20 protein-coding genes are annotated in these 23,777 nt (G+C 69.0%); 7 read left to right on the top strand and 13 right to left on the bottom strand.

Annotated features, from left to right (window positions below):
- Positions 1-20 precede the first annotated feature (20 nt).
- The 10 genes from H7I41_RS08690 to H7I41_RS08645 form a co-directional block, all read right to left on the bottom strand.
- Positions 21-905 (bottom strand): SDR family NAD(P)-dependent oxidoreductase, encoded by an 885-nt coding sequence (locus H7I41_RS08690; RefSeq protein WP_264012161.1) that lies wholly within the window; start codon positions 903-905, stop codon positions 21-23.
- Positions 886-2,256: an NAD-dependent epimerase/dehydratase family protein gene (locus H7I41_RS08685; RefSeq protein ID WP_264012160.1), complete on the bottom strand. Its 1,371-nt coding sequence runs from the start codon at positions 2,254-2,256 to the stop codon at positions 886-888. The genes H7I41_RS08690 and H7I41_RS08685 overlap by 20 nt, the downstream gene beginning before the upstream one ends.
- Positions 2,257-2,417: 161 nt before the next feature.
- Positions 2,418-4,715, bottom strand: a complete 2,298-nt coding sequence (locus tag H7I41_RS08680) for an ATP-binding cassette domain-containing protein (RefSeq protein ID WP_372503706.1) — start codon at positions 4,713-4,715, stop codon at positions 2,418-2,420.
- Positions 4,716-4,723: 8 nt separating this feature from the next.
- Positions 4,724-5,632 (bottom strand): phosphatidate cytidylyltransferase, encoded by a 909-nt coding sequence (locus tag H7I41_RS08675; RefSeq protein WP_264012159.1) that lies wholly within the window; start codon positions 5,630-5,632, stop codon positions 4,724-4,726.
- 13 nt (positions 5,633-5,645) lie between these two features.
- Positions 5,646-6,320, bottom strand: a complete 675-nt coding sequence (locus H7I41_RS08670; protein WP_264012158.1) for a lysophospholipid acyltransferase family protein — start codon at positions 6,318-6,320, stop codon at positions 5,646-5,648.
- Positions 6,321-6,456: 136 nt separating this feature from the next.
- Positions 6,457-7,206, bottom strand: a complete 750-nt coding sequence (locus H7I41_RS08665) for a CDP-alcohol phosphatidyltransferase family protein (RefSeq protein ID WP_264012157.1) — start codon at positions 7,204-7,206, stop codon at positions 6,457-6,459.
- 162 nt (positions 7,207-7,368) lie between these two features.
- A complete protein-coding gene (locus H7I41_RS08660; protein ID WP_264012156.1) occupies positions 7,369-7,809 on the bottom strand; it encodes a hypothetical protein in 441 nt (146 codons plus the stop codon).
- A 298-nt stretch (positions 7,810-8,107) separates the two neighbouring features.
- Positions 8,108-8,557 carry a universal stress protein gene (locus H7I41_RS08655; protein WP_264012155.1) on the bottom strand — a complete coding sequence of 150 codons (450 nt, stop codon included), beginning with the start codon at positions 8,555-8,557 and terminating at the stop codon, positions 8,108-8,110.
- Positions 8,558-8,579: 22 nt separating this feature from the next.
- Positions 8,580-9,650 carry a GGDEF domain-containing protein gene (locus tag H7I41_RS08650; protein WP_264012154.1) on the bottom strand — a complete coding sequence of 357 codons (1,071 nt, stop codon included), beginning with the start codon at positions 9,648-9,650 and terminating at the stop codon, positions 8,580-8,582.
- Positions 9,651-9,768: 118 nt separating this feature from the next.
- The gene (locus tag H7I41_RS08645; protein WP_264012153.1) at positions 9,769-11,229 is read right to left on the bottom strand and encodes a glycoside hydrolase family 183 protein; all 1,461 of its coding nucleotides are present in this window, start codon (positions 11,227-11,229) and stop codon (positions 9,769-9,771) included.
- A gap of 204 nt (positions 11,230-11,433) precedes the next feature.
- Between H7I41_RS08645 and H7I41_RS08640 the strand changes: the two genes are divergently transcribed.
- On the top strand, positions 11,434-12,192 hold the full coding sequence (locus H7I41_RS08640; RefSeq protein ID WP_264012152.1) for an alpha/beta fold hydrolase: 759 nt from the start codon (positions 11,434-11,436) through the stop codon (positions 12,190-12,192).
- A 6-nt stretch (positions 12,193-12,198) separates the two neighbouring features.
- On the opposite strand, the gene H7I41_RS08635 is transcribed toward H7I41_RS08640, so the two are convergent.
- Positions 12,199-12,837 (bottom strand): TetR/AcrR family transcriptional regulator, encoded by a 639-nt coding sequence (locus tag H7I41_RS08635; protein ID WP_264012151.1) that lies wholly within the window; start codon positions 12,835-12,837, stop codon positions 12,199-12,201.
- Positions 12,838-12,913: 76 nt separating this feature from the next.
- Between H7I41_RS08635 and H7I41_RS08630 the strand changes: the two genes are divergently transcribed.
- Both H7I41_RS08630 and H7I41_RS08625 read left to right on the top strand, forming a co-directional pair.
- A complete protein-coding gene (locus H7I41_RS08630) occupies positions 12,914-14,674 on the top strand; it encodes an N-acyl-D-amino-acid deacylase family protein (RefSeq protein WP_264012150.1) in 1,761 nt (586 codons plus the stop codon).
- 27 nt (positions 14,675-14,701) lie between these two features.
- Complete coding sequence (locus tag H7I41_RS08625; protein ID WP_264012149.1) at positions 14,702-15,484, top strand: SDR family oxidoreductase; 783 nt, start codon at positions 14,702-14,704, stop codon at positions 15,482-15,484.
- A 13-nt stretch (positions 15,485-15,497) separates the two neighbouring features.
- On the opposite strand, the gene H7I41_RS08620 is transcribed toward H7I41_RS08625, so the two are convergent.
- On the bottom strand, positions 15,498-16,304 hold the full coding sequence (locus H7I41_RS08620) for an SDR family NAD(P)-dependent oxidoreductase (protein ID WP_264012148.1): 807 nt from the start codon (positions 16,302-16,304) through the stop codon (positions 15,498-15,500).
- A 91-nt stretch (positions 16,305-16,395) separates the two neighbouring features.
- Here H7I41_RS08620 and H7I41_RS08615 point away from each other — a divergent pair, with 91 nt between their 5' ends.
- The 3 genes from H7I41_RS08615 (at position 16,396) to H7I41_RS08605 (ending at position 21,868) form a co-directional block, all read left to right on the top strand.
- Positions 16,396-17,577, top strand: a complete 1,182-nt coding sequence (locus H7I41_RS08615; protein WP_264012147.1) for an acyl-CoA dehydrogenase family protein — start codon at positions 16,396-16,398, stop codon at positions 17,575-17,577.
- Between the two features lie 71 nt (positions 17,578-17,648).
- The gene (locus H7I41_RS08610) at positions 17,649-18,890 is read left to right on the top strand and encodes a M23 family metallopeptidase (protein WP_264012146.1); all 1,242 of its coding nucleotides are present in this window, start codon (positions 17,649-17,651) and stop codon (positions 18,888-18,890) included.
- A gap of 143 nt (positions 18,891-19,033) precedes the next feature.
- Entirely contained in the window at positions 19,034-21,868 is a 2,835-nt protein-coding gene (locus tag H7I41_RS08605; protein ID WP_264012145.1) for an MMPL/RND family transporter, read from the top strand.
- A gap of 16 nt (positions 21,869-21,884) precedes the next feature.
- Here the strand turns inward: H7I41_RS08605 and H7I41_RS08600 are convergent, their stop codons facing one another.
- Positions 21,885-22,673 (bottom strand): TIM barrel protein, encoded by a 789-nt coding sequence (locus H7I41_RS08600; RefSeq protein ID WP_264012144.1) that lies wholly within the window; start codon positions 22,671-22,673, stop codon positions 21,885-21,887.
- Positions 22,674-22,768: 95 nt separating this feature from the next.
- On the opposite strand from H7I41_RS08600, the gene H7I41_RS08595 reads away from it, so the two are divergent.
- The gene (locus H7I41_RS08595) at positions 22,769-23,746 is read left to right on the top strand and encodes a LacI family DNA-binding transcriptional regulator (protein ID WP_264012143.1); all 978 of its coding nucleotides are present in this window, start codon (positions 22,769-22,771) and stop codon (positions 23,744-23,746) included.
- The last annotated feature ends 31 nt before the right edge of the window (positions 23,747-23,777 follow it).

The following is a 23,777-nucleotide window of genomic DNA, read 5'->3' as shown; positions in this document are numbered from 1 at the left end:
CAAGGGGCCTCAGATCAGGGTCATGCCGATTCGCGCGGGTTGACGGCACTCGGCGCGTACCGCACGTTCCCGGCGCTGGCGTCGCTGGGGCCCGAATCGAAGGAGGCGGCACGGACGAACGGCCCGACCAGGGCATCGAAGACCGCCGGCATCAACCGGAAGGCGGCGATCGCCGGCCAGTTCAGCAGACCGACTTGACGCTCGCTGGAGCGCCGCCTGTCAGTGGCGCGCACGATGGCGGCCGCGACGACGGCGGGGGCGTCTGCGGTCGGCGGCACCCGCGGGGTGAGGCCGGAGTAATTCCCCGCCGTCCCGTACACCGGAGTGTCGACCGGTCCCGGGTAGATGCCGTGGATCCGGACCTCCGGCAGATGACGATTCTCCTGTCGCAACACCCGAACGAGCGCACTCAACGCGAATTTGCTGAGTACGTAGGGAGATTGATATGGCACCGCGATCGTTCCCAGGAGTGATCCGACCAGAACCAGGTGCCCCGAGCGCCGCTCCTGGAAGTGGCGCAGTGCCGAGCGCGCCACGTTGGCGGCGCCGAGGAGATTCGTCTTCACCACGTCGTCGAAGACGTCGGCCGGCACGTCCTCGAAGCGGCCGAAGGCGGTGATGGCCGCGCATTGGGCCACGATGTCCGCCCGGCCGAATCGCTCGATCGTGACGTCGAGTAGTTCCTGTACCTGGTCGGCGGCGGCGATGTCCGTCGCCTGCACCACCACGTCGATGGCGCCGACCGATCTGCACTCGTCTGCGACGTCCTGTAGGGCGTCCTCTGAGCGCGACGCCAGCACCAGGGCGGCATTGCGTCTGGCGTAGTGCAACGCGGTCTCCCGCCCTATCCCGCTCGAAGCGCCGATGACGACGACCACTTGAGAGTCAATGTGTTGTGTGTTCATGTTTTCCCATCCGTGAGGCCCGGCGGCGTTCGGCCGCGGCGAGCAGGCTGAGGGCCGTGGTGGCGGCGACCGGCGCCCATCCGCCACGGACGGTGGTCGTCAGCGCTGCGACGACGGCGAGCGGCGCCAGTATCGCGACGGGGTCGCGGCGGCGTTCGACGACACGTTCCAACGCCATCGGTGTGCCGGCGGCCAGGTTGACGGCGACGGCCGCGGCCTCCGGAACTTTGGCAGCGCCGAAGCCGAGCGCACGGGCGACGGCCAGAGTGGTCCACAGCAACAGGGAGCCGTCGTGTATCCGCCGGATCGTCTGTGGTGTCATGCGTCGCTCCTCGGATCTCCAGCCCATCGCCGCGCTCGTGCCCGCGGCGCCCTCAGCCATTCCGTCGAGGAGTTCCATCGCGCTCTCGGCCGACGTCCGCGTGGGGGCCCACCCGAGTTCGCGGCGGGCCTTCGACGTGTCCATGACGGGTGAATTGGTGGCCACGTCGTACCAGCCCGGAGTCAGCGCCACCACGCGGCTCGCGCTGAGCGCGCTGACCACCGTCCGCATCATCCGCGGGTCGACGCCGACGGCCTGTGCCCCGACCAGGGCGGCGAGCGCGGTGCTGTCCAGCACGTTCGCCGCGATGTTGTACGAACCGTGGGCACGGTGCTGCATCATCCGGATCACCGCATCGCCGACGTCATCGGCATGGACGAACTGCAGCGCGATGCCCCTGGGCAGGGGGAGAAGACGCACCGCACCGCGACGCAGGAGTTCGAAGGCGGCGCGGGGCACCAGGGGACCGAGGTAGAGCGAACGAATCAGCCAGGCTGCTTCGCGCTGCACCACGACGGTGGGACGGAAGCGTGCCACGACCGTCTCGGGATGTTCTTCGACGAACCGGTCGAGCATCCGCTCCACCATCACCTTGTGCCGGCTGTACGTCGAGGCGGGCTGGCCGGTGTCCGGCCAGTCCTCCGAAACGGGTTCCCCGCGGCCGGGGGCGTAGATGCCAAGGCTGGAGGCGTACACGAGTTGTCGGATTCCCGCTGCCGTCATTGCAGAAAGAAGAGCTTGTGTGCCAAGCACATTGGCGCGGTAGAGGTAATCCGTGTCGCGCACCGGCTGGATCGCCAGCGCCAGGTGGATCACCACGTCAGCGCGTCGCAGCACCGGTTCGAGTTCGGCTGCGGCGGTGGGCGACGACAGATCCACGGCATGCCACTGCACCCGTTCGTATTTCTCACCCGTCGTGGGTGGGCGCCGACAGATGCCGACCACCTCGGCGTCGGGCATCTGTGCGGCCAACGCCCGCAGCACGCCGGCGCCGACGTTGCCCGAAGCGCCGGTGACGACAACGCGCATGTGGTGTCTCCTGAAGGTGTCGGCAGCGGATGCCTTGTATTCGTAGCCGAATCGCGCAGGGTGCTGCCGATGATGATGCGAGGCTGCTCACACGTTGCAGAAAGCGTCCGGCACCTTAGCCTTACCCGGGGATGTGGGCCGCAAACGTCGCGCCGCGGCGCTCAGGAAGCCCTGAACCGGATCCGCCAGCGGGCGATGCCGGCGAAGAGCACGGTGAGCACCGCCAGCATGGCCATGTCGAACAGCCATGCCGACGGGGAGTGTCGCCAGTGCTTGTCATCGGCGATCCCGGCGACCAGTGAGGCCAGGTCGGCCGTCGACGCGGTCGCGGCGAATCCCCATCGCCCAGGCGTGAGCCATGCCAGCGTCTCGAACAGTGGCCTGCCCGTCACCGGTATGAAGCCGCCGGCGAGCACCAGCTGCGCCATCAACGTCGCCGCCAGCAGCACGATCACCTGATCGCCGGTCCGTGCCAGGGCCGACACCGCCAGTCCCAGCACCGCGGCTGCGACCGCCGTCGCCGCGATGCCGGCGAAGAACTCCAGCATCGGGCTGCCCAGCACCACCGCACGTGAGGGCGCGGGCTTGCCGAACCCGGGCGCCGTGACGACGAGGACCAGGATCGCCGACTGGATCACCGCCACCGCGCCGAACACCGCGATCTTCGCCAGCAGGTACGCCGAGGCGGACATCCCGGTCGCCTGCTCGCGCTGGAAGATGGCACGTTCACCGACCAGGTCGCGCACGGTGAGCGTGACGCCCATCAGGATGGCGGCGAAGCTCGTCAGCGCGATGACGTGTTTCGCCTCGAAGGGTGGCGCACCGTCCGGCGGGGGTCCGCCGAGACCGGCGTCGCCTGCCACCGTCAGCGGCAGCAGGCCGACGATGAACGGAAGCACCGCGAGGAACACGAGGTAGCCGCGGTTGGCCACCAGCAGTCGTACCTGACGACGGGCGATCGTGCTGACCTGACGGCGCAGCCCGGTGAACGACGGTGCGGCCGCTCTCGCGGGCTGCGCGGACGCGTCGTCGACGACGCTGTGTGCGGCCGATGGCTCTCTGCCCGCCAGGAACCGGCGTTGGACACCGTCGGGGTCGGCGCTGACGCTGGTGAAGATGTCCGCCCAGTCGGTGGATCCCATCGCCGAGCCGAGCGCGCCGGGCGAGCCGCAGAAGGCGGTCTTGCCGCCCGGCGCCAGCAGCAACACCTGATCGCACACATCCAGGAACGTCAGTGAGTGGGTCACCACCACGATCACCCGGCCCGCGTCGGCGAGCCTGCGCAGCATCCCCATCACCGCCCGGTCCAGCGCCGGATCCAGTCCGGTGGTCGGCTCGTCGAGCACCAGCAGCGAGGGACCGGTCAGCAGTTCGAGCGCCACCGAGACGCGCTTGCGCTGACCGCCCGACAGCTTGTCGATGCGGGTCTGGGCGTGGCCGCTCAGTTCGAGTTCCTCGAGCACCGCGGCGATCACCTGCCTGCGGTCCTCGGCGGCGGTGTCGGCGGGCATCCGAAGTTCGGCGGCGAATTCCAGTGCCTGGGCGATGGTGAGCCGGCCGTGCACGATGTCGTCCTGCGGCACCATGCCGATCCGGCTGCGCAATGCGTCGTACCCGGTGTGGAGGTCGCGCCCTTCGAACGAGACCGCACCACTGGTCGGCCGTCCGGCGCCGACGATCATCCTCGCCAGCGTGGACTTGCCCGAGCCCGAGGGCCCGATCACCGCCGTCAGCGTGCCCGGGCGGGCGGTGAACGAGACCCGGTCCAGCAGAACGACGTCACGCTCGATCGCCAGGCTCACCTCGTTCACCTCGAGACCGCCGGTGGTGACGGCCGGCTGAGTACGGCGCACCAGCGCACCTGCGGTGAAGACGAAGTCGACGTTGCCGATCGTCACGACGTCGTCGTCGGCGAGGGGAGCGTCGGTGACGCGCACTCCGTTGACGAAGGTGCCGTTGCGGGCGTCGGTGCTCGACAGCTGCACGCCCCGGTCCGTGGTGACGAGGGTGGCGTGATGGCGCGAGGCGAGCACGTCGGGCACGACGATGTCGTTGTCGGCGGCGCGTCCGATCGTGAGTGAATCCTCCCGGCCGGATTGCCGCGACATCCTCTTGGTCACCGCGTCGGCCGCAGGAGGCGCGGTGCCGAGCTCGAATCTCAGCTGCGGACCGTCGGGCGCGACGAGGTGAATCGTCAGTCCGCCATGCACATCGACCGAAGGCACCCGTTGCCCGTCGACGTACATCCCGTGCAGGCTCGTGTCGTCGACCGCGATCCAGCCCTCGTCGAGATGGCGCAGTATCACGTGCGAACGCGACACCTTCGGATGCGGGATGCGGACGTCGGCGCGGACGTCGCGTCCGATGACGACATCACGACCCGGCGCGAACGTGTGTCGCCCACGTGCCGAGCAGACGGTGATCGTGGGCGTCATCGTGGGAACCGAAGAGTGGCTCATGTGTTCGTTCATCCTAGGAAGTACGCGAGTGGGAGGACGAGTAACAGCGAATCGATGCGGTCGAGAAGGCCGCCGAACCCAGGCAGCCAGTCGCCGGCGTCCTTGACCTGAGCCTGCCGCTTGAGCATCGACTCGAGGAGGTCGCCGAAGACACCGCCGATCGAGACGGCGATGAGCAGGCCGACTGACATGCTGCCGAGCAGGGTGAGGATGACGAATGCGCCGATGACCGCGCCGACGAGGCCGCCGACCGTCTTGTTGGGGCTCAACGGCGACAGCGGCCGGCGCGCCCAGGCCATGCGGCGCAGCCCCTTTCCGCCGCACCAGGCGGCGACGTCGGTGGCCGCGACGGCGAAGCACAGCAGGTAGGTGTCCGGCAGCACCATCACCAGGTGTGACAGGGACCAGCAGATCCACACCGAACCGAAGGCGGTGAATGCGGTTCGCCTGGCGCCGTTCTCGACATCGCCGCCGAGGACCGAGGGCAGCGCGCACAGCAGCAGGACGACGGGCGCGAGTTGCAGCAGTGACGGCCGCAGCCACGCGGCGAGGGGATACAGCACGGCGAGGGCCAGGAGCACCCACGTGTCTGCCCGCTCGAGCCGGACCAGCCGCGCGTACTCGGTGACCGCGACGACGGCCAGCGCCGCGGCCAGTACGGCGGTGGTGCCGTGGCCGATCCACACCGGCAGGCCGACGGCGGGGGCGATCAGCACCCAGGTGCGCCACTTCTGGATCAACTCCGGCCTGCGCGAGACCAGGACCGCGATGCCGGCGACCGCCAGGATGGCCACCGTGATCCACATCAGGAACACCGACCGGCCGAAGAGATGCAGCTGCAGCGGGCCCAGATCGATGTCGAGCGCCATCCGCCGGTCGAGGTGGAGGAACGCGAGGTACTGGTCGAAGATCGTCATTCAGGCGCCTGTCTCAGGATGCGAGCGCGTATCGGTCACCGGCCCGGCCTTCGAAATCTTCCCGCAGGGCCGACACATGCGCCCGCAGTTGCGCCGCCGACGTGTCGTGCGGATCCAGCGGCGCGCCGAGACGGACCCTCATCGGAGCGGGGGAGTAGCGGCCGTCCTTGGGTAGCACGTCAGCCGTGCCGGCGATCGCGACCGGGATGATCGGCACGCCGCATTCGCGGGCCAATCGCAGCGCCCCGGAGCGGAACTCGCCGATGCTGCCGTCGGTCGACCGCGTCCCCTCGGGGTAGAGGACGACGGTGCGGCCGGCCCGCAGAGCCGGCGCGGCCGCGGCAAGCAGTGCGGCGTAGCCGCCGTCACCGGTTCGCCGGACCGGGAGGATGCCGGCCAGCGAGGTGGCGACGAAGCGGCGCACCGGGACGTCGAACCAGTAGTCCGCGGCCGCACCGAATACCGGGCGGGCCGCCGGTGGAAGCGCGGCGAGCAGTGCCGCGGTGTCGGCGTGTGAGGCGTGGTTGGCGACCACCACGCAGCCGCCCCGGGTCTCCCAGCGGCCGGTCACGGTCAGCCCGCCCGAGGCGCCGCACACGGTCCGCCAGAGCCAGTGCCGCAGGACACTGCCCGCGCGTCGCGGCGTGCTCGACGGGGAGAGGGGGTGGGCGGTGCGGTGGAAGTTCATGGTGTGAGTACATCGGGGCCAGGGGGCTACCGATCCCAAGAAACCGGCCGATCCCGCAACGCCGACTGGCGGCGACGACCTCGCCGAGAGGTTCGTCGCCGCCGTACGAGCAGCTGTAGGGGCCGGTCCCCGATGGTCAGGCTGCGGTCAGCACCTCCAGCGGCAGGGTGAGGGGCCGGGTGATCGGCAGGACGTCGGCCACCGGCTCAGACTCGGACCTGCGCTGCGCCTTCAGCTCGCGGTGCGCTGCCCGCAACCGCAGCGCCGTGGTGATGAGCGAACCGTTCACCAGCTGAGCCAGCAGCACGGGCATGATGACCGGGAATGCGGTGGCCAGCACCACGAGCAGGCACCGTTCTGTCTTGCCGAGGGGGCCGCCGTTGCGGCGCGTGCCGCCCGCTGCGGCCGCCGCCAGCGACGCGAACGTCGGCAGCGTCGCGGCGAGTGCGGCCAGCAGCACCTGGAGCACCGGCCAGGACAACCAGTCCAGTCCGGGGCCGCCCTGACGGGCCGCCCACACCGCCAGGCCGGCGAAGGCCAGCAGATCAGCGGCGCGGTCGCCGATCTCGTTGACGACGAAGCCCCACGGCCGGCTCACACCGCGGGCGCGGGCCACCGCGCCGTCGAGGTTCGCCCCGGCCAGCCGCAGCACCATGAACAGCGCCGCCAGCGGCCAGCAGCCGTAGGCGACGGCGATTCCGCCGGCCGCTGCGGCCGCCACGCCTGCGGCGGTGAACGCGTCGGGCGAGATCCGCCGTGCGACCGCGGCGTCAAGGATCGGCGTCAACTGCCGGGTGAACCATGGCTTGAGCGCATAGAGGCCGGACATGCGGGCCCGGCGGGGCGTCGACGCGGCGGGGGTGTGGGTGGGGGCGGACGTCTTCATGGCCGGCTCCTTTCGTGTCGCTTGCTCGTACGCGCCTCGGTGGCGTCGTCGATGCGATGAGTCAAGCGGGCGCGAAGGGCTACCGATCCCAAGAATCTTCGGCCGCGCGACAACGGCAACGGCCGGCTCACCACCGAGCCGGCCGTTCGTGCATGGCGCCGTCTACCTGCGGGTCAGCGACACCCGGATGCCGTCCACCGACACGGGGAATCCTTCGCAGCCGGTGGGGATCCGGCCGGTCGACGTGCCCGTCAGGGTCGCCGGGTCGAACGAGTACCCGATGGTGTTCGGCAGCTGCCTGCCGTCGGGGCACGACCATGTGGCCTCGCGGGTGAACTCCCATCGGCCGTTGACGAGCCGGGCGTCGGCCGTCCACCCGGTCGTGGACGCCACCCGGGCACAGCCGGGACCACAGGGCGTGATGATCCAGGTGGCCGACGAATTCGGATACGGATTCGGCGCGCCGTTGACCATCCGTTGACTCTGGTCGCTGATCAGGGTGTAGGTGCCGCTGAGATCGTCGGCATGTGCGGGGTTCGCGAGTGCGATCGCGGCACCCGCCATCGCGACGGCCGTCGCTGCGGCACGGACGACAGTTCTCATCATTTCTCCCAGGGTTGAGTTACGGATCAGCACGGACGCGGGATGAACAGGCTCCAGCACGTGTTCGGTGGCTGCCAGGGGTACGGGGGTGGGTTCCCGCTCCCACGCCCACGCCGGCCGACGTCACGCCGGCGCAGACCAGTGTCGTGATCGCGAGACGCGCAATCCGGTTCATGGTCGCTCCTCACACCGTGGTCGCCCCGACGGGCTCACCTGCGATCAGTGAAGACCTGTTCGGTGCCCTACCGATCCCAACTTCGTCATCGTCGTCGGCGGTCCGAACGTGCCGTGGCTTCGGTCAGTCCGTGGTCTCGACGACCAGAACCTCGGTCTTCGCGCGACGGCGCACCGCGCTCGGAACGGATCCGAGCAGGCGGCCGGCGATCGACTTGAGCCCGACGCTGCCGACCACCAGGAGGTCGGCGTTCACGTCGGCGACCAGGTCGACGAGCACGTCGATCGGCGCGCCGACGATGGCCCGTTCGTCGACGTCCTTGACCCCCGCCTCTCGCGCTCGATTGCTGGCCTCGCGCAGCATCGCGTAGGTCGGTGCACCGCCATGGGTCCGGTAGCCCTCGCCGGTCGGTTGATCGGGTTCGCCGGAATGATGTTCCTGCTCAGGCAGATACGCGGTGGCGACGATGAGTTTCGCGCCGGACTCGACGGCGATGGCCGCGGCTTTGTCCACTGCACGCAGTGACGATTCCGAGCCGTCGGTGCCGACGACGACGATCTTGTAGTCGCTCATGATTCCTCCTGTTGTCCGCCGGTCAGCCGATGGTCGCGTAGGTGTGCCTCGGCCGGTTCCCACCGTCGCGTTTGGCGGCGTACATCGCCGCGTCCGCCACGGCGATGAGATGCTCGATGTGTCGCGTCGAGGCGTCCGCGTCGGTGATCTCAGCGGTGGCGGCCCCGATGCTGGCGGTGATCCGTTGCGGCAGCGCGGCGATGGCCGCGCACAGGTCGCCGGCCAGCTTCCAGACATCGTTGCGGCTGGAGATGTCGGCGATCAGGAATTCCTCGCCACCGGCCCGGCAGATCGCGGCGCCGGGCGGAGCATGCGAGCGCAGCAGGTCGGAGACGGCGATCAGCACGGTGTCGCCTGCTGCATGGCCGTCGGTGTCGTTGATCCGCTTGAAGTCGTCGAGGTCGATCATCAGCAGCGACAGATGGTTGCCGGTGACCTGCGTCGTGGCGAGCTGGCGGTCGAGGGTGTCGATGAACCCGCGCCTGTTCAGCAGTCCGGTCAGGGGGTCTTCGTCGGAGCGGGCCGCGTACCGGACGAGCGCCCGCGACATCGCCCACACGCCGATCGACACCGAGACGTTGAGGAACCAGATCAGCCAGAACGCTCCCAATGCGGTGACGAGGCCGGCGTCCCGGCCCAGCCGCAGCGCTGCGGCGACGGCGATCGCGAGTGCCAGCGCGAAGTTGAACAGCAACAGCTTCGTGGTGTGGAAGAACGCGATGTAGCCGGCGATCACGGCCATGCCTGCCCCGCCCAGAGCGGTCAGGGTGGGGTTCGGTTGCGTCAGGCTCCACCCGGCCGTCGACAGGGCGCCCACGATCGAGACGATCTCGGATTGCCTACGGGTCGGCCAGCGCGTCAACCACAACGCCGTGACCCCAGCGGTGAACACCGCGGTGACGGCACCCCACAGCAGCGACTCGTTGATTGTTCGCTGCCCGCTGACGAGCACGCTGAGCGGCACCAGCGCCGAGGACGTCGTGACGACGCCCATGATGAGCTGCGCCGATCGCAGGAGTCTGCGCTGCCGGAGGAAGTTGGTGATCCAGTCGAACGGGTCAGGTTGGGTCCACCACGTCCTCAGTCGTGACACTCGTACCCTCCGGCGACGTTGCTCAGCCCGGTGCAGCTCATCGTTTGGAACGACTGTAGCTGCATAAGCGCGCGGTGGGCGGAAGGTCGCGGAAATTGCTGGCGACCTCGAGACGCGGTTACGGCAGGACGGTGCGCATCAACATCACGTTGTACGCCGACCACAGCGACAGGGTGAAGTACAACTCCTTGCCGACCGACCACGGATGCAGATAGGGGGCGTAGATGCCCCCGGGGATGTCGGCGGACCGGACGAGCAGCTGTTCGGGTCCCCAGGGGCCCTGCGGTGCCGGCGCCGTGCGCGCCACGATGTCGTTGGCGCCGTTGCCGTACAGCACCAGGTACTGCTTGAGGTAGGTGTTGTACTGCGCCGACATCTCCGAGACCGGGCCGGGGATCACCGGCGTGGCGGCCGCCGGATTGCCCGGCACCCAGGCGTTCTGCCCCGCGTTGAAGTACTCGTACTTGGCGAGGTCGAGCACCTGGTTCTGGCCCACCCTGGAGATGTATGCCGCGCCACCCCGGCCGGCCGGGGTGCCGAAGGAGTAGAGGTACGGGTCACCGGGCCCGGGCTTGAGGAATGCGCCCTGCTGGAAGTTCTCGTTGCCCGGCGCGAATCGGGCGCCGGGCACGCCGTCGGCTCGCGCCGCTCTCACCGTCGCGGGGTGCACCGTCCAGTTCTCACCGTTGTCCGAGGACGCCGCGATCGCCGAGAAGTTCGTGGTCCAGCGGCCGTCGCTGTCCCAGCTCCGGATCGACATGAGGTTCATCACCTGGGTGTTGCCTATCGCGACGCCGGCGGTGGGGATGATGCCGCGCTCGGTGGCCGCCCACTTCGGGCTGTTGACGACCTGCTTGGCCATGCCCGACGGCCAGATCGGTGCGCCCGAATACCGGTTGGACAGGCCGGCGTTGGGCACGGCGACCGTCTTCGACAATGCGCCGTCCTGGCTGCGGAACAGGGTGTTGTACCGCCACTGTTGACCGCGGACGCTGCAGTACCCGTAGGTGTCGCCGAACGCCATCAACACCTGGCGGTTCGAGGAATCGCCGTTGTCCCACATGATGCCGAGGTCGGTGCCGGTGATGGCGAACCTGTTGATCGTCTGGTTCGGGCTGTCCGGTCCGGTCACCCACCCCACGAGTGACGTCCCGGGCGGCGTCGGTGGTGGTGTCTGGGGAGCAGCTGCCTGGGCCGGTGTGTCTGTCTGGGCCGACGGCGGGTTGGCTGTGCCCGGCGTGGGCGCCGGGGCGGGCACCGCCCTCGCCTGCTGCTCCAGTCGGGCGGGTCGTGGGGACAGCGCGTCGAGCATCGCCCTGGACATCTGGCCCATCCTGGGCAGCGGGGCGTTCTCGTTCGTGCCTGCGGGCCGGTGTCCACGGGGCGGAATGTCGGTGCCGGGCAGTGCGGGCGCCGCGGCGCCGCTCGGGGTCGGAGGGGGTTTGGCTGCCGCCGCCGCGCCGGTGCAGGGTTCGGCGGACGCCACCGGTGCGATGCCCGTCGCCAGCGTCATCCCGACGACGACCGCCGAGGCCATGGAAGCGGTTGACACCGTGGACAATCGACGACGCAGCGACATGTCACACCTCTCGGAGGGGCGGGACGCCGCGGTGACGTCAGCAGTAGACAGCTGTGACGATAGTGACTGGAGTGACTACTGCCGTCGTCCGTGCGGCAATGGTTGCGTATCCGTGACCGTGTCGCGACCTGACCCGAAAGCTCAGCACCGGCCGGCGTCGTCGCGTACCTTCGGCCCCGCCGCACTGCACGCAAGGAGGACGACGTGCGTTTCGTACTCGTACACGGGGGATTTCACGCCGCGTGGTGCTGGACCCACACGATCGACGAACTCCGCGCCCTCGGCCATGACGCGGTGGCCGTGGATCTGCCCGGCCACGGCTCGCGCGTCGACGAGGAGTCCACCCTGGCGAATCGCCGCGAGGCGGTCGCGACGGTCATCGAGAGCGGCGACGTCGTGGTCGGCCACTCCGGCGGAGGATTCGACGCCACGTTGGGTGTCGACTCGGTGCCTGACATGGTCAGCCATGTCATCTATCTCGCTGCGGCCCTGCCGCGCGAGGGCCGCAGTTACACCGAGGCCATGACGATGACCAACGCCGAGGACGGCGATCTCGACGGCGACGTCGGAGAGATGTTGAGCTATCTGCACTTCGACGAGGACGGCGCGATGACGTTCGCGGACTTCGAGGGTGCCTGGAAGTACTTCTACCACGACTGCGAAGAGCCGACGGCGCGCTGGGCCTTCGACCGGCTGGGCCCCGAGCGGTTCGGTGAGACGACGGTCGCCCCGGTGTCGGTGCCCGGCTTCTGGGCGGCGGATCTGCCCCGCAGTTTCATTCGCTGCGAACAGGACCGGGCGATGCCACGGTGGCTGGCCGACACCGTCGCGCAGCGCCTCGGCGTCGAACCGCTGACCGTCGACGCGTCGCACTCGCCGTTCCTCAGCAGGCCCGGCGACCTGGCGCAACTCCTGGTGGCGGCCACTGACACGCAACCCGTCGGACCGCTGATCCCGAACTGAGCCGGCTCACCGACCGGTGGCCGCGGCGCCGGCGCGCAGTGGTGCCAGCAGCGCATCGAGCCCGTACTCGAACACCGCGTCGTAGTCGGTCGGCGACTGCAGCGCCTCGACGAGCGCCCGGTCCGGCCAGTCGTCGGTCCACAGCGAAGGGTCCTCCTCGTCGTGCTTCTCCCCGCGCACCGCGGAGAACTGCATGACCGCCGAGGAGATGACGTGGACCTGTATGGCACGCAGCACCAGGGCGGCCTCATCGCCGGTCACGCCCAGTTCGGCCAACTGCGCCGCGAGCGTCTGCTGTACCGGCAGGAACAGTGCGGGCGTGCGGTCGCGCTCGTGGGCGATGCTGAGCAGGTGCTGGCGCTCGATGAGCACCCTGCGTTGGGAACGGGCAAGGGAGGCAATGCGATCGACCGGACCCCGGCCCTCGGTGGGCAGGTTCGCCATCTGGCCGAGCAGTCCCTCGACCAGGCTGTCGAACACCTTGTCCCGGCCGCCGACGTGCCAGTAGATCGACGTGACCGCGACCCCGAGCGCCTCGGCGAGGCTGCGCATCGTGAACGCCCCGACGCCGTGTAATTCGATGAGGTGCGCGGCGGCGTCGAGGATCGTGTCGGCGGTGACCGATTCCCGTTTTCCGTCCGCCACGATTCGCCTCTCCGCTCTCTGTAACGGTGTTACATTCGCCACGGTAACGGCTGGCAGCCTCGTGAGGGAGTGATTCGTGTTCGACCTCAAGATCACCGGTGGAACCGTCGTGGACGGCACGGGCGCCGACCGCTATCTGGCCGATGTGGCCGTCCGCGACGGCAGGATCGTCGAGGTCCGCCGCCGCGGGCCCAACGACCCGACGCTGGCGGGCGAGGCGGCCGAGACCATCGACGCCACGGGCACCGTCGTCGCCCCCGGGTTCGTGGACATCCACACCCACTACGACGGCCAGGTCAGCTGGGACAGCCTGCTGGAGCCGTCGAGCAATCACGGTGTGACCACGGTGGTCACCGGCAACTGCGGCGTCGGGTTCGCACCGGTGCGCCCCGGCCAGGAGCAGTGGCTCATCGAACTGATGGAGGGCGTCGAGGACATCCCGGGCACCGCGCTCACCGAGGGCATCACCTGGGGCTGGGAGAGCTACGCCGAGTACCTCGACGTCATCGGCATGCGCGAACTGGCCGTCGATGTGGGCAGCCAGGTCGCGCACGGCACCGTGCGTGCCTACGCGATGGGCGAGCGCGGCGCCCGCAACGAGGCCGCCACCCCCGAGGACATCGAGGCGATGAGCCGGTTGGTGCGCGAGGCGGCCGAGGCGGGCGCGCTCGGCTTCTCGTCGTCGCGGACGCTGGCGCACCGCGCGATGGACGGTGAACCGGTGCCCGGCACGTTCGCGGCCGAAGACGAACTCTTCGCGCTCGGCCGGGCGATGGCCGCAGGCGGCGGGGCGGTGTTCGAGCTTGCGCCGCAGGGGGCGGCGGGCGAGGACATCGTCGCACCGAAGAAGGAACTCGAGTGGATGCGGCGCCTCGGCGGCGAGATCGACTGCGCGCTGAGCTTCGCGCTCATCCAGGTCGACGCCGACCCCAACCTGTGGCGCGAGCAACTCGACATGTCGGCGGCCGCGCACGAGGCGGGCAGCAGGCTGCACCCCCAGGTCGCCGCCCGGCCGTTCGGCATGCTGCTCGGCTTCCCCGGCCACCACGCCTTCACCCACCGGCCTACCTACCGGCGGCTCAAGGCTCGGTGCACACGCGAGGAGTTGGCGGCCCGGCTGGCCGAACCCGCTGTGCGGGCGGCGATCCTGGCCGAGGAGGACCTGCCGATCAACCCGGACGTGTTGTTCGACGGCATGTTCGCCCTGGCGCAGTACTCGGCGGACCGGCTGTACGCCATCGGCGAGCCACCCGACTACGAGCCCACCGCCGACCGGACGGTCGCCGCGATCGCCCGCCAGCGCGGTGAGGACGTCCTGACGACGATGTACGACCTGATGCTCGACGGTGACGCCGCCACGATGCTGATGCTGCCGATGTTCAACTACTCCGACGGCAACCACGACGCGATCCGCGAGATGATGACCCACCCGGCGGGTGTCCTGGGACTGTCCGACGGCGGGGCGCACTGCAGCATGATCTGCGACGCGTCGTATCCGACCTTCCTGCTGACCCACTGGGCGCGCGATCGGCACCGCGGGGACAAGCTGCCGCTGGAGTACGTCGTGCGCAAGCAGTCACACGACACCGCAGCGCTTTTCGGGCTCACCGACCGCGGCGTCATCGAGGTGGGCAAGAAAGCCGACCTGAACGTGATCGACATGGACGCGCTCACGCTGCACGCGCCGCGGATGGCCTACGACCTGCCCGCCGGTGGGCACCGACTCGTGCAGGGCGCGTCCGGTTACCGCGCCACCGTCGTCAGTGGCGTGGTGACCCGCCGGGATGGTGTCGACACCGGCGCCCGCCCGGGCCGGCTGGTACGCGGAGCTCGCTGAGAACCACTGGAGAAACAGGAGGAATCGATGGCAGGACGTCTGGCCGGCAAGGTGGCGGTGGTCAGCGGGGGAGCCCGCGGGATGGGCGCCTCGCACGTGCGGGCACTGGTGGCCGAGGGCGCCAAGGTGGTGTTCGGCGACATCCTGGACGACGAAGGCGAACTGGTCGCCCGCGATGTCGGCGACGACGCCCGCTACGTCCACCTCGACGTCACCCGGCCCGAGGACTGGGACGCCGTCGTGGCCGCCGCGGTCGAGCGCTTCGGCTCGGTCGACATTCTGGTCAACAACGCGGGCATCCTGAACATCGGACTCATCGAGGACTATCCGCTGTCGGAATGGCAGCGGATCATCGACGTGAACCTGACCGGCGTGTTCCTCGGGATCCGCGCCGTCACCCCGGCGATGAAGCGTGCGGGCCGGGGCTCGATCATCAACATCTCCTCCATCGAGGGGATGGCGGGCACCAGCGCCTGCCATGGGTACACCGCCACGAAGTTCGCGGTCCGTGGGCTGACCAAGTCGTGCGCACTGGAACTGGGGCCCAGCGGGATCCGGGTGAACTCGATCCACCCCGGCCTGATCAAGACGCCGATGACCGACTGGGTGCCCGACGACATCTTCCAGACGGCACTGGGGCGCGCCGCGGAGCCCGTGGAGGTGTCCAACCTCGTCGTCTATCTCGCCAGCGACGAGTCGAGTTACTCGACCGGCTCGGAATTCGTCGTCGACGGAGGATGCATCGCGGGCCTGGGCCACAAGGACTTCTCGACGGTGGAGACCGAGCCGCAGCCCGAGTGGATCAGGTGAGGCACGTCGCGCGCTAATGCTCTCCCAGCCCCATCAGGTCGGTGACGCCGTGGTCACGCCCCGCGGTGTAGCCGCCGTCCACGGCGATCGCCTGTCCGCTCACGAAACTCGCATCGGGCGACAGCAGAAACGCTGCCACCGATGCGATTTCGCCTGGCTGCCCGAATCGGCGCAGCTTGTGCTCATGGCGAAGCCCGTCGCGGGCCTGCTCCATGCCGGGCATCCCCACCACCGAGTCGAACAGCGGCGTCTCGATGAACCCGGGGCAGATGGCGTTGGCCCGGATCCCGCTGGGCCCGTAGTCGATGGCGACGTTCTTGGTGAGCAGCACGACTCCACCCTTGGCGGCGTTGTACGAGCTGCCACCCGCGGTGCCCTCGAGCCCCTCCACGCTGGACAGGTGCACGAGTGCACCGCGTTCGCCGCCGACCCGGTCCTGCTCGATCATCTGCAGCAGCGCGGCGCGGGTGACGACGAACGTGCCCTTGAGGTTGACGTCGACCACCCGGTCCCACTCCTCGTCGGGCAGCAGATGGACAGGGCCGCCTCCGGCCACGCCCGCCGCGTGCACCACACCGTCGAGGCGGCCGGCCGCGTCCACCACCGCGCTCACCGCCGCACCGATCGCATCGCCGTCACGCACATCGGCCTGCCGGTAGGCGTACCGGTCGTTCGCGACATCGGTCCGCTCGGCGACGTCGACACCGACGACGGTGGCGCCCTCGGCGAGCAGTCGTTCGACGGTCGCCCTCCCGATGCCCGATGCTGCGCCGGTGACGAGGACACCCTTGGACTCGAATCTGTTCACAACGGCCAACATAGCGGCGAGCGCACGCTTGTTCGCGCAGTTTCCCGACGGACGCGTACGACAACCGTGCGCTCGCGATCGCTGACGAGGTAGAGGAGTTCCGATGACGACCACACCTGTGCGGGTCAGCCCCGTGGATCTGGCCAGGGGCATGAGAGACCTCGTCGCCGGGGAAGCCGCCGCCTCCGAGCGGGGACGCACGCTCTCACCCCCCGTCGTCGAGGCGATGTGGGACAGCGGGTTGATGACGGCGTTCAATCCGGCGGCCGCGGGCGGCGCCGAGCCGTCAATCGCCGAGATGATCGAGACCTGGATCGAGATGGCCTGGCAGGACGGGTCATTCGGCTGGATCGGGATCGCCAACCTGCCGTCGTCGTTCGCCGCCGCGGCCTATCTGCCCGACGAGGGCTTCGCCGAGGTCTTCACGGCGAACGCCAACCGCGTCACGATGGGCGGGCAGTTCGCGCCCAACGGCCAGGGCATCGTCACCGAAGGAGGCTACCGGCTGACCGGATCGTGGAACTTCGGTTCCGGCACCGGGCATTCCGCCTACATCGCCGCTGGCTTCATCCCGATGGAGGACGGCGAGATGCGGTGGATCCGCGAGGGCGAGCCCGAACTCATGGTGGCCGTCGTGCCCCGCGACGAGGTGACCTTCACCGACGGCTGGCACGTGCAGGGCCTCAAGGGCACCGGCTCCTACGACTACAACGTGACCGACCTGTTCGTGCCGTCGTGGAGGACATTCCGGCTGTTCACCCGGGAACCGTTGCGGGGCGGTTACGCCGCAGGCCGGATGGGGATGATGCCGGTGACGGCGGCCGGCCATGCGGCGTGGGCGCTCGGTGTCGCGAAGAGCACGCTAGACGACGTCGAGTCGCTGGCGGCCACCAAGTTCCGGATGTCGGACATGGCGTCGCTGGCCAGCCGCCCCACCTTCCAGAAGGACCTCGCCCACCACGTCGCGGCGTGGCGGGCGGCCCGCCTTCTCGTGCTCGACACCTTCGGCGCGGCGGAGGCCGCCGTCGACGCGGGCGGGGAGTTGACACCGACGCATCGCGCGGACATGCGGGTGGCGGCGGTGTACGCCACCGGCGTGGCCAGGGCCGCCGCGGAGTGGGCGCACCTTGCCGCGGGCACCACCTCGATCCGGGAGGGCAGCCGGCTGGAACGCGGGTTCCGCGACATCTACACCGGCACGCAGCACGCCTTCATCAGCGAGAAGGTGGCGATCGACGCGGCCCAGGTGTGGCTCGGCGTCATCGAGGACCACTTCTCGCTGTGACGGCTGACGAAATCGCCTGATGCCCCGCGCGTTCCGCATCACGTCCGGCCGGCGTCTGCAAGGGTGTCTGCATGGACAGCGTGCGCAGTCTCTTCCGCCGGTCGCTGGCGCCTGCGGTGGGCGCCGTCCTGATCGTGGCCGCCGCCGGGTGTGCCGATGGTGATACCCCGGCCGCCGAGTCCCAGAGCCCACAGGAGACCACGGCTGCGGCACAGCGTCCCGATGCGATCACGCCGTTGGTGGGATCGGTACCCTTCGCGCCCGTTCCCTTCGCCGGGTCGGATGGCAGGACACACATGGTCTACGAGCTGGCCGTCACGAACTTCACCGGCGCGCCGCTGACGGTGGACGAGCTGAAGGTGCTCGACGACAGCACGAGCGCGGTGCTGGGCGAACTCGACGCCGCGGCACTGCGGGACCGGTTGCAACCGGCGGGCAGCCGCGAGGGCGCCGAGCAGCTCGAACCCGGTCAGGCCGCGACCATCTTCATCCACCTGATCCTCGATGGCGCCGCCGACCACACCACCCTCGTGCACGAGGTGGCGGTCACCGGCGCCGCGATTCCGACCGAGCGGAACCGGCTCACCGAGCGGATCGCGACGACGAAGGTAGACGAGCGGACGCTGCCGGTGGTGTCCGCGCCGTTGCGCGGCGAGCGCTACATCGCCGCCGACGCCTGCTGCGACGCGGCCCGGCACACCCGTGCAGTCCTGCCCGTCAACGGGCGGCCGTTCCTCGCGCAGCGTTACGCCATCGACTTCGAGCAGGCCGACGCGCAGAACCGGATCTTCACGGGGAACCCACGCGATGCCACCGGCTACCAGATCTACGGCGAAGAGGTGCTGGCTGTCGCGGACGGCACAGTGGTCGGCGCCCGCAGCGACCTGCCGGAACAGACGCCCGGCGTGTATCCGGCCGGCATCCCGATCGACGAGGCCGACGGCAACTTCGTGGTGCTCGACATCGGCGAGGGCTTCTTCGTGAACTACGCGCACATGCAACCGGGCAGCGTCCGGCCGAAGGTCGGGGACAGGGTGACCCGCGGCGACGTCATCGGGCTCGTCGGGAACACCGGCAACTCGGTCGCGCCACACCTGCATCTGCACGTCATGGACGGGCCGTCGCCGCTCGCGGCGCAGGGTCTGCCCTATCTCTACGACCGGTTCACCCTGACCGGGCAGGTGGCCAGCACAGCCGACTTCGACGCCTCCGAAGGCGAGGGCGTTCCCCTGGTCACCGTGCCGGGCGTGGATCGCGCCGAGCACACCGATCAGCTGATCCTCGACCAGAACATCGTCGACTTCGGTTCCTGAGAATCCTCGCGGGCATCTACCTGTGCATACGCTGGAAACTCTCAGATTGACAGCGATCAGTTTGACGGGCTAGATATATGACACGGGTGACGGTCTGTGTCACGCGAAGGCGGGCCGAGTGTGGCCTGGGTCGAGGGGGCGGGATGCAGCGACGATCCAAGATCGCCCACGCGATCCGGGTCCTTGCGGTGCCGATCCTGCTGGGCTGGATCGCGCTCACCGTCGTCACCAACGTCTTCGTGCCGTCGCTGGAGAAGGTGGGTGAGGCCCACACCGTCTCGATGAACGCCCACGATGCACCGGCGTTCATCGCCATGCAGCGGGTCGGGGCGAACTTCGAGGAGTTCGACTCCGACAGCAACGCGATGGTGATCCTCGAGGGCGAGCAGCCCCTCGGCGCCGACGCGCATCACTACTACGACGAACTGGTCGAGAAGTTCCGGTCCGACCCCGCGCACATCGAACACGTCGCGGACTTCTGGAGCGATCCGCTGACCGCCTCGGGCGCGCAGAGCGCCGACGGCAAATCCGCGTACGTCCAGCTCTACCTGCGCGGCAACATGGGCGAGACGCTGTCCAACGAATCGGTCACCGCCGTGCGCGACATCATCGCCGAGACACCCGCTCCGCCCGGTGTGAAGGCCTACGCCACAGGTGGGGCGGCGCTCAACGCCGACCAGCGCGTCGCGGGCGACAAGGGTGCGATGAAGGCGACGGTGGTCACGCTCGTGGTCATCGCCGTGATGCTGCTCATCGTCTACCGGTCGATCGCCACCATGGTGCTGATCCTGTTCATGGTGTTCGTCGAACTCGGCGCCTCCCGCGGGATCGTCGCCTTCCTCGGCAACACCGGGGTCATCGGCCTGTCGACGTTCGCCACCAGCCTGCTGACGCTGATCGCCATCGCCGCGGGCACGGACTATGCGATCTTCCTGATCGGCCGCTATCAGGAGGCCCGGGGAGACGGCGAAGACCGGGAGACCGCGTACTACACGATGTTCCACGGCACCGCCCACGTGGTGCTCGGCTCGGGTCTCACCATTGCCGGTGCCCTGCTGTGCCTGAGGTTCACCCGACTGCCGTGGTTCCAGACGATGGCGGTGCCGTGCGCGGTCGGCATCATGGTGGCCGTCATCGCCGCGCTGACGCTGGGGCCCGCGGTGATCGTGGTGGGCAGCCGGTTCGGACTGTTCGAACCGAAACGCGCGATCAACTCCCGCGGCTGGCGCCGGGTGGGCGTCGTGGTGGTGCGCTGGCCGAAACCGGTTCTGGCCGCGACGATCGCCCTGTCGCTGATCGGACTTCTGGCACTGGGCGGCTACAAGGTCGACTACGACGGACGCCATTTCCTGCCGGCCGACACGCCCGCCAACATCGGCTACGACGTCGCCGACCGGCATTTCGACGCAGCCCGGATGAATCCGGAACTGCTGATGGTCGAGACCGACCACGATCTGCGGAACTCCGCCGACTTCCTCGTCATCGACAAGATCGCCAAGGGCATCTTCCGCGTGCCGGGCGTTGCCCGGGTGCAGGCCATCACCCGCCCCGACGGGAAGCCGATCGAGCACTCGACGATTCCGTTCCTGCTCAGCATGCAGGGCACGAACCAGCAGATGAACGAGAAGTACATGCAGGACCGGATGTCCGACATGCTGGTGCAGGCCGACGAGATGCAGAGCACGATCGACACCATGGAGCGGATGTCGGCTCTGATGGGTCAGATGTCCGAGGTCACCCACTCGATGGTGGCCAAGACCAAGAACATGGCCGTCGACGTCGCCGAACTCCGCGACCACATCGCCGATTTCGACGACTTCTTCCGGCCGCTGCGCAATTACCTGTACTGGGAACCGCACTGCTACGACATCCCGCTGTGCTGGTCGATGCGGTCGATCTTCGACACCCTCGACGGCATCGACACGCTGACCGACGACATCGGTGAGCTGGTGCCCGAACTGGAGCGGCTCGATTCGCTGATGCCTCAGCTCATCTCGCTGATGCCCCAGCAGATCGAGACCATGAAGTCGATGAAGACCATGATGCTGACGATGCATGCGTCGCAGAAAGGTCAGCAGGACCAGCAGTCGGCGATGCAGGACAAGTCGAACGCGATGGGCGATGCGTTCGACAAGTCGCGCAACGACGACTCCTTCTACCTGCCGCCAGAGGTTTTCGAGAACGCCGACTTCAAGAAGGGGATGGAGAACTTCATCTCCCCCGACGGGAAGTCGGTGCGCTTCACCATCGAGCACGAGGGCGATCCGGCCACGCCGGAGGGCATCGCGCACATCGATGCCATCAAGCTGGCGGCCAAGGAGGCCATCAAGGGCACCCCGCTGGAGGGTTCCCGGGTCTACCTCGGCGGCACCGCGGCCACCTACAAAGACATGCGCGACGGCTCGAACTACGACCTGCTCATCGCCGGATTGTCTGCTGTCGCCCTGATCTTCATCATCATGCTGATCATCACCCGCAGCGTGGTCGCGTCGGCCGTCATCGTGGGCACGGTGCTGCTCTCGCTCGGCACCTCGTTCGGGCTGTCCGTCCTGGTGTGGCAGCACATCCTCGGTATCCACCTGCACTGGATCGTGCTGGTGATGTCGGTGATCCTGTTGCTGGCGGTGGGTTCTGACTACAACCTGTTACTCGTCTCCCGTTTCAAGGAAGAGTTGCACCACGGATTCAACGTAGCGATCATCCGGGCGATGGCAGGTTCCGGATCGGTGGTGACGTCGGCGGGGTTGGTCTTCGCCGCCACCATGGCGTCGTTCGTGTTCGGAGACCTGCTCAGCATCGCGCAGGTCGGCAGCACCATCGCGCTCGGACTGCTGTTCGACACGCTGATCGTGCGGTCGTTCATGACGCCGTCCATCGCCGCCCTGCTCGGCCGGTGGTTCTGGTGGCCCCAACTGGTGCAGACGCCCGCGTCGAGGCGACGGCTCGAGGCGATGCGGCGGCAGACCTCCGGCGTCTGACAGGAGAGTCCGGCGCCTAGTCGATCGTGAACGCCGAGCGGAACGACTCGAGGGCGGTGACACTGTCGCCTGCGGCGTACGCCTCCATGCCGATGGTTCCGTGATACCCGTTGTCGCGCAACGCGTTCGCGACTGCACGATAGTTGATCTCACCGGTTCCGGGTTCGCAGCGACCGGGCACGTCGGCCACCTGGATCTCGCCGATGGCATCGCCGCACCGGCGCACCAGTTCGATGAGATTCCCCTCGCCGATCTGCGCATGGTAGAGGTCGAGCATCATCTTCACGTTCGGATGGCCGACGGCCTCGACCAGGGCCAAGGTGTCCTTCGCGCGTGCCAGCGGCACTCCGGGGTGGTCGACGATCGTGTTCAGGTTCTCCAGGCAGAAGGTCACACCGGCGGCGGCACCGAGTTCGCCAAGGCCCTCGAGGCCGCGCAGCGCAGACGTCCACATGGTGCCGTCGGCGCGGTACCGCGGACGGGCGGCCCGACCGTCGACGAGCTGGCCGGGGTGGACCACCAGGCGCGGGACACCCAGCACCGCTGCGGCTTTCACGGCCTGCTCGGCCGTGCGCACCACCTCTGCCGCCCCGTCGCCATCCCACAGGTCGCCGGCCAGATAACCCGTCATCGAGGAGAACCGCGCGCCCGTGGCCGCCAGCGCGTCGAGGTCCTTGTCGTGGAAGCTCCAGATCTCGACGGCGAAGCCCAGCTCGTCGATGCGGCGGGCACGGTCGGCGATGTCGAGGTCATCGAAGACCATCTCCGCGCAGACGGCGAGGTCGAACAGCGGCGGGCTGGTCATCCGGCTCCTCACTAGAACGTTCTAGACGGCACCAGTAAAGCGCCTCGCCCGCGCGCCGGTCAAGAGCAGGGCTAGAACGTTCTAGGCTGTCCGGCATGCAGCGCAGAACGACCCTGCAGGACGTCGCCGACCGTGCCGGGGTGTCACGGGCGCTCGTCTCGATCGTCATGCGCGACGTGCCGGGTGCGAGTGAGGCCACGCGGGCGCGAGTACGCAGGGCGGCCGAAGACATCGGCTACCGGCCGGATTCCCGCGCGCGGCTGCTGCGTTCGCAGCGCACCAGGCTGCTCGGCGTCGTCTTCACCGTCGGTCAGGAGTTCCACGCCGGCCTCGTCGACGGTGTGTACCGGGCCGCCGAGCAGCACGGGTACGACGTGGTGCTCAGCTGTGTGACGCCGCACCGCGACGAGGCGCGGGCGGTGCAGACGCTGCTCGACGACCGCTGTGAGGGTCTGTTGCTCATCGGCACCGGGATGACAGCAGCTGCGCTCACCGCACTCGACACCCCGGTGGTGGCGGTGGCTCGCCGGGTGCGCGGCGTCGCCTCGGTCCGCAGCGACGACGCCGGGGGAGCCCGGATCGCCGTGCACCATCTCGCCGATCTCGGGCACACGGGCGCCGTCCATGTCGACGGCGGCCGGGCGCCGGGAGCTGCCGAGCGGCGGAGGGGATTCGGCAGGGCCGCGCGGCGTCGGAACATGTCGGCGACCGTCCAGCCGGGTGGGCTGACCGAGCGCGAGGGCGCGGCGGCCGCTTCGGCGCTCCTGGCCTCGGGAACCCTGCCCACAGCGGTCTTCGCGTTCAACGACCGCTGCGCGCTGGGGGTGCTCGATGTGCTCATCCGGGCGGGCGTCGCGGTGCCCGCGGACGTGTCGGTCGTCGGATTCGACGACAGCCCGCTGGCCGGTCTCGCGCACGTCGATCTGACCACGGTCGGTCAGGACACGGTCCGGCTTGCGGACCTCGCGGTGACCCGACTGATCGGGCGACTGGACGCCGAGCAACCGGATGTCACCGACGACGTGTGTCCGCCACGGCTGGTCGTCCGCGGCACGACGGCGCCGCCACGCTGAACTCGCCGGCCGGATTCTTGCGGCTGCAACC

The organism is [Mycobacterium] manitobense (genome assembly GCF_025821665.1).
Taxonomy (GTDB): Bacteria; Actinomycetota; Actinomycetes; order Mycobacteriales; family Mycobacteriaceae; genus Mycobacterium; species Mycobacterium arseniciresistens.
The sequence above is the reverse complement of the archived record's forward strand: the minus strand, read 5'-3'. Positions and strand labels throughout refer to the sequence as shown.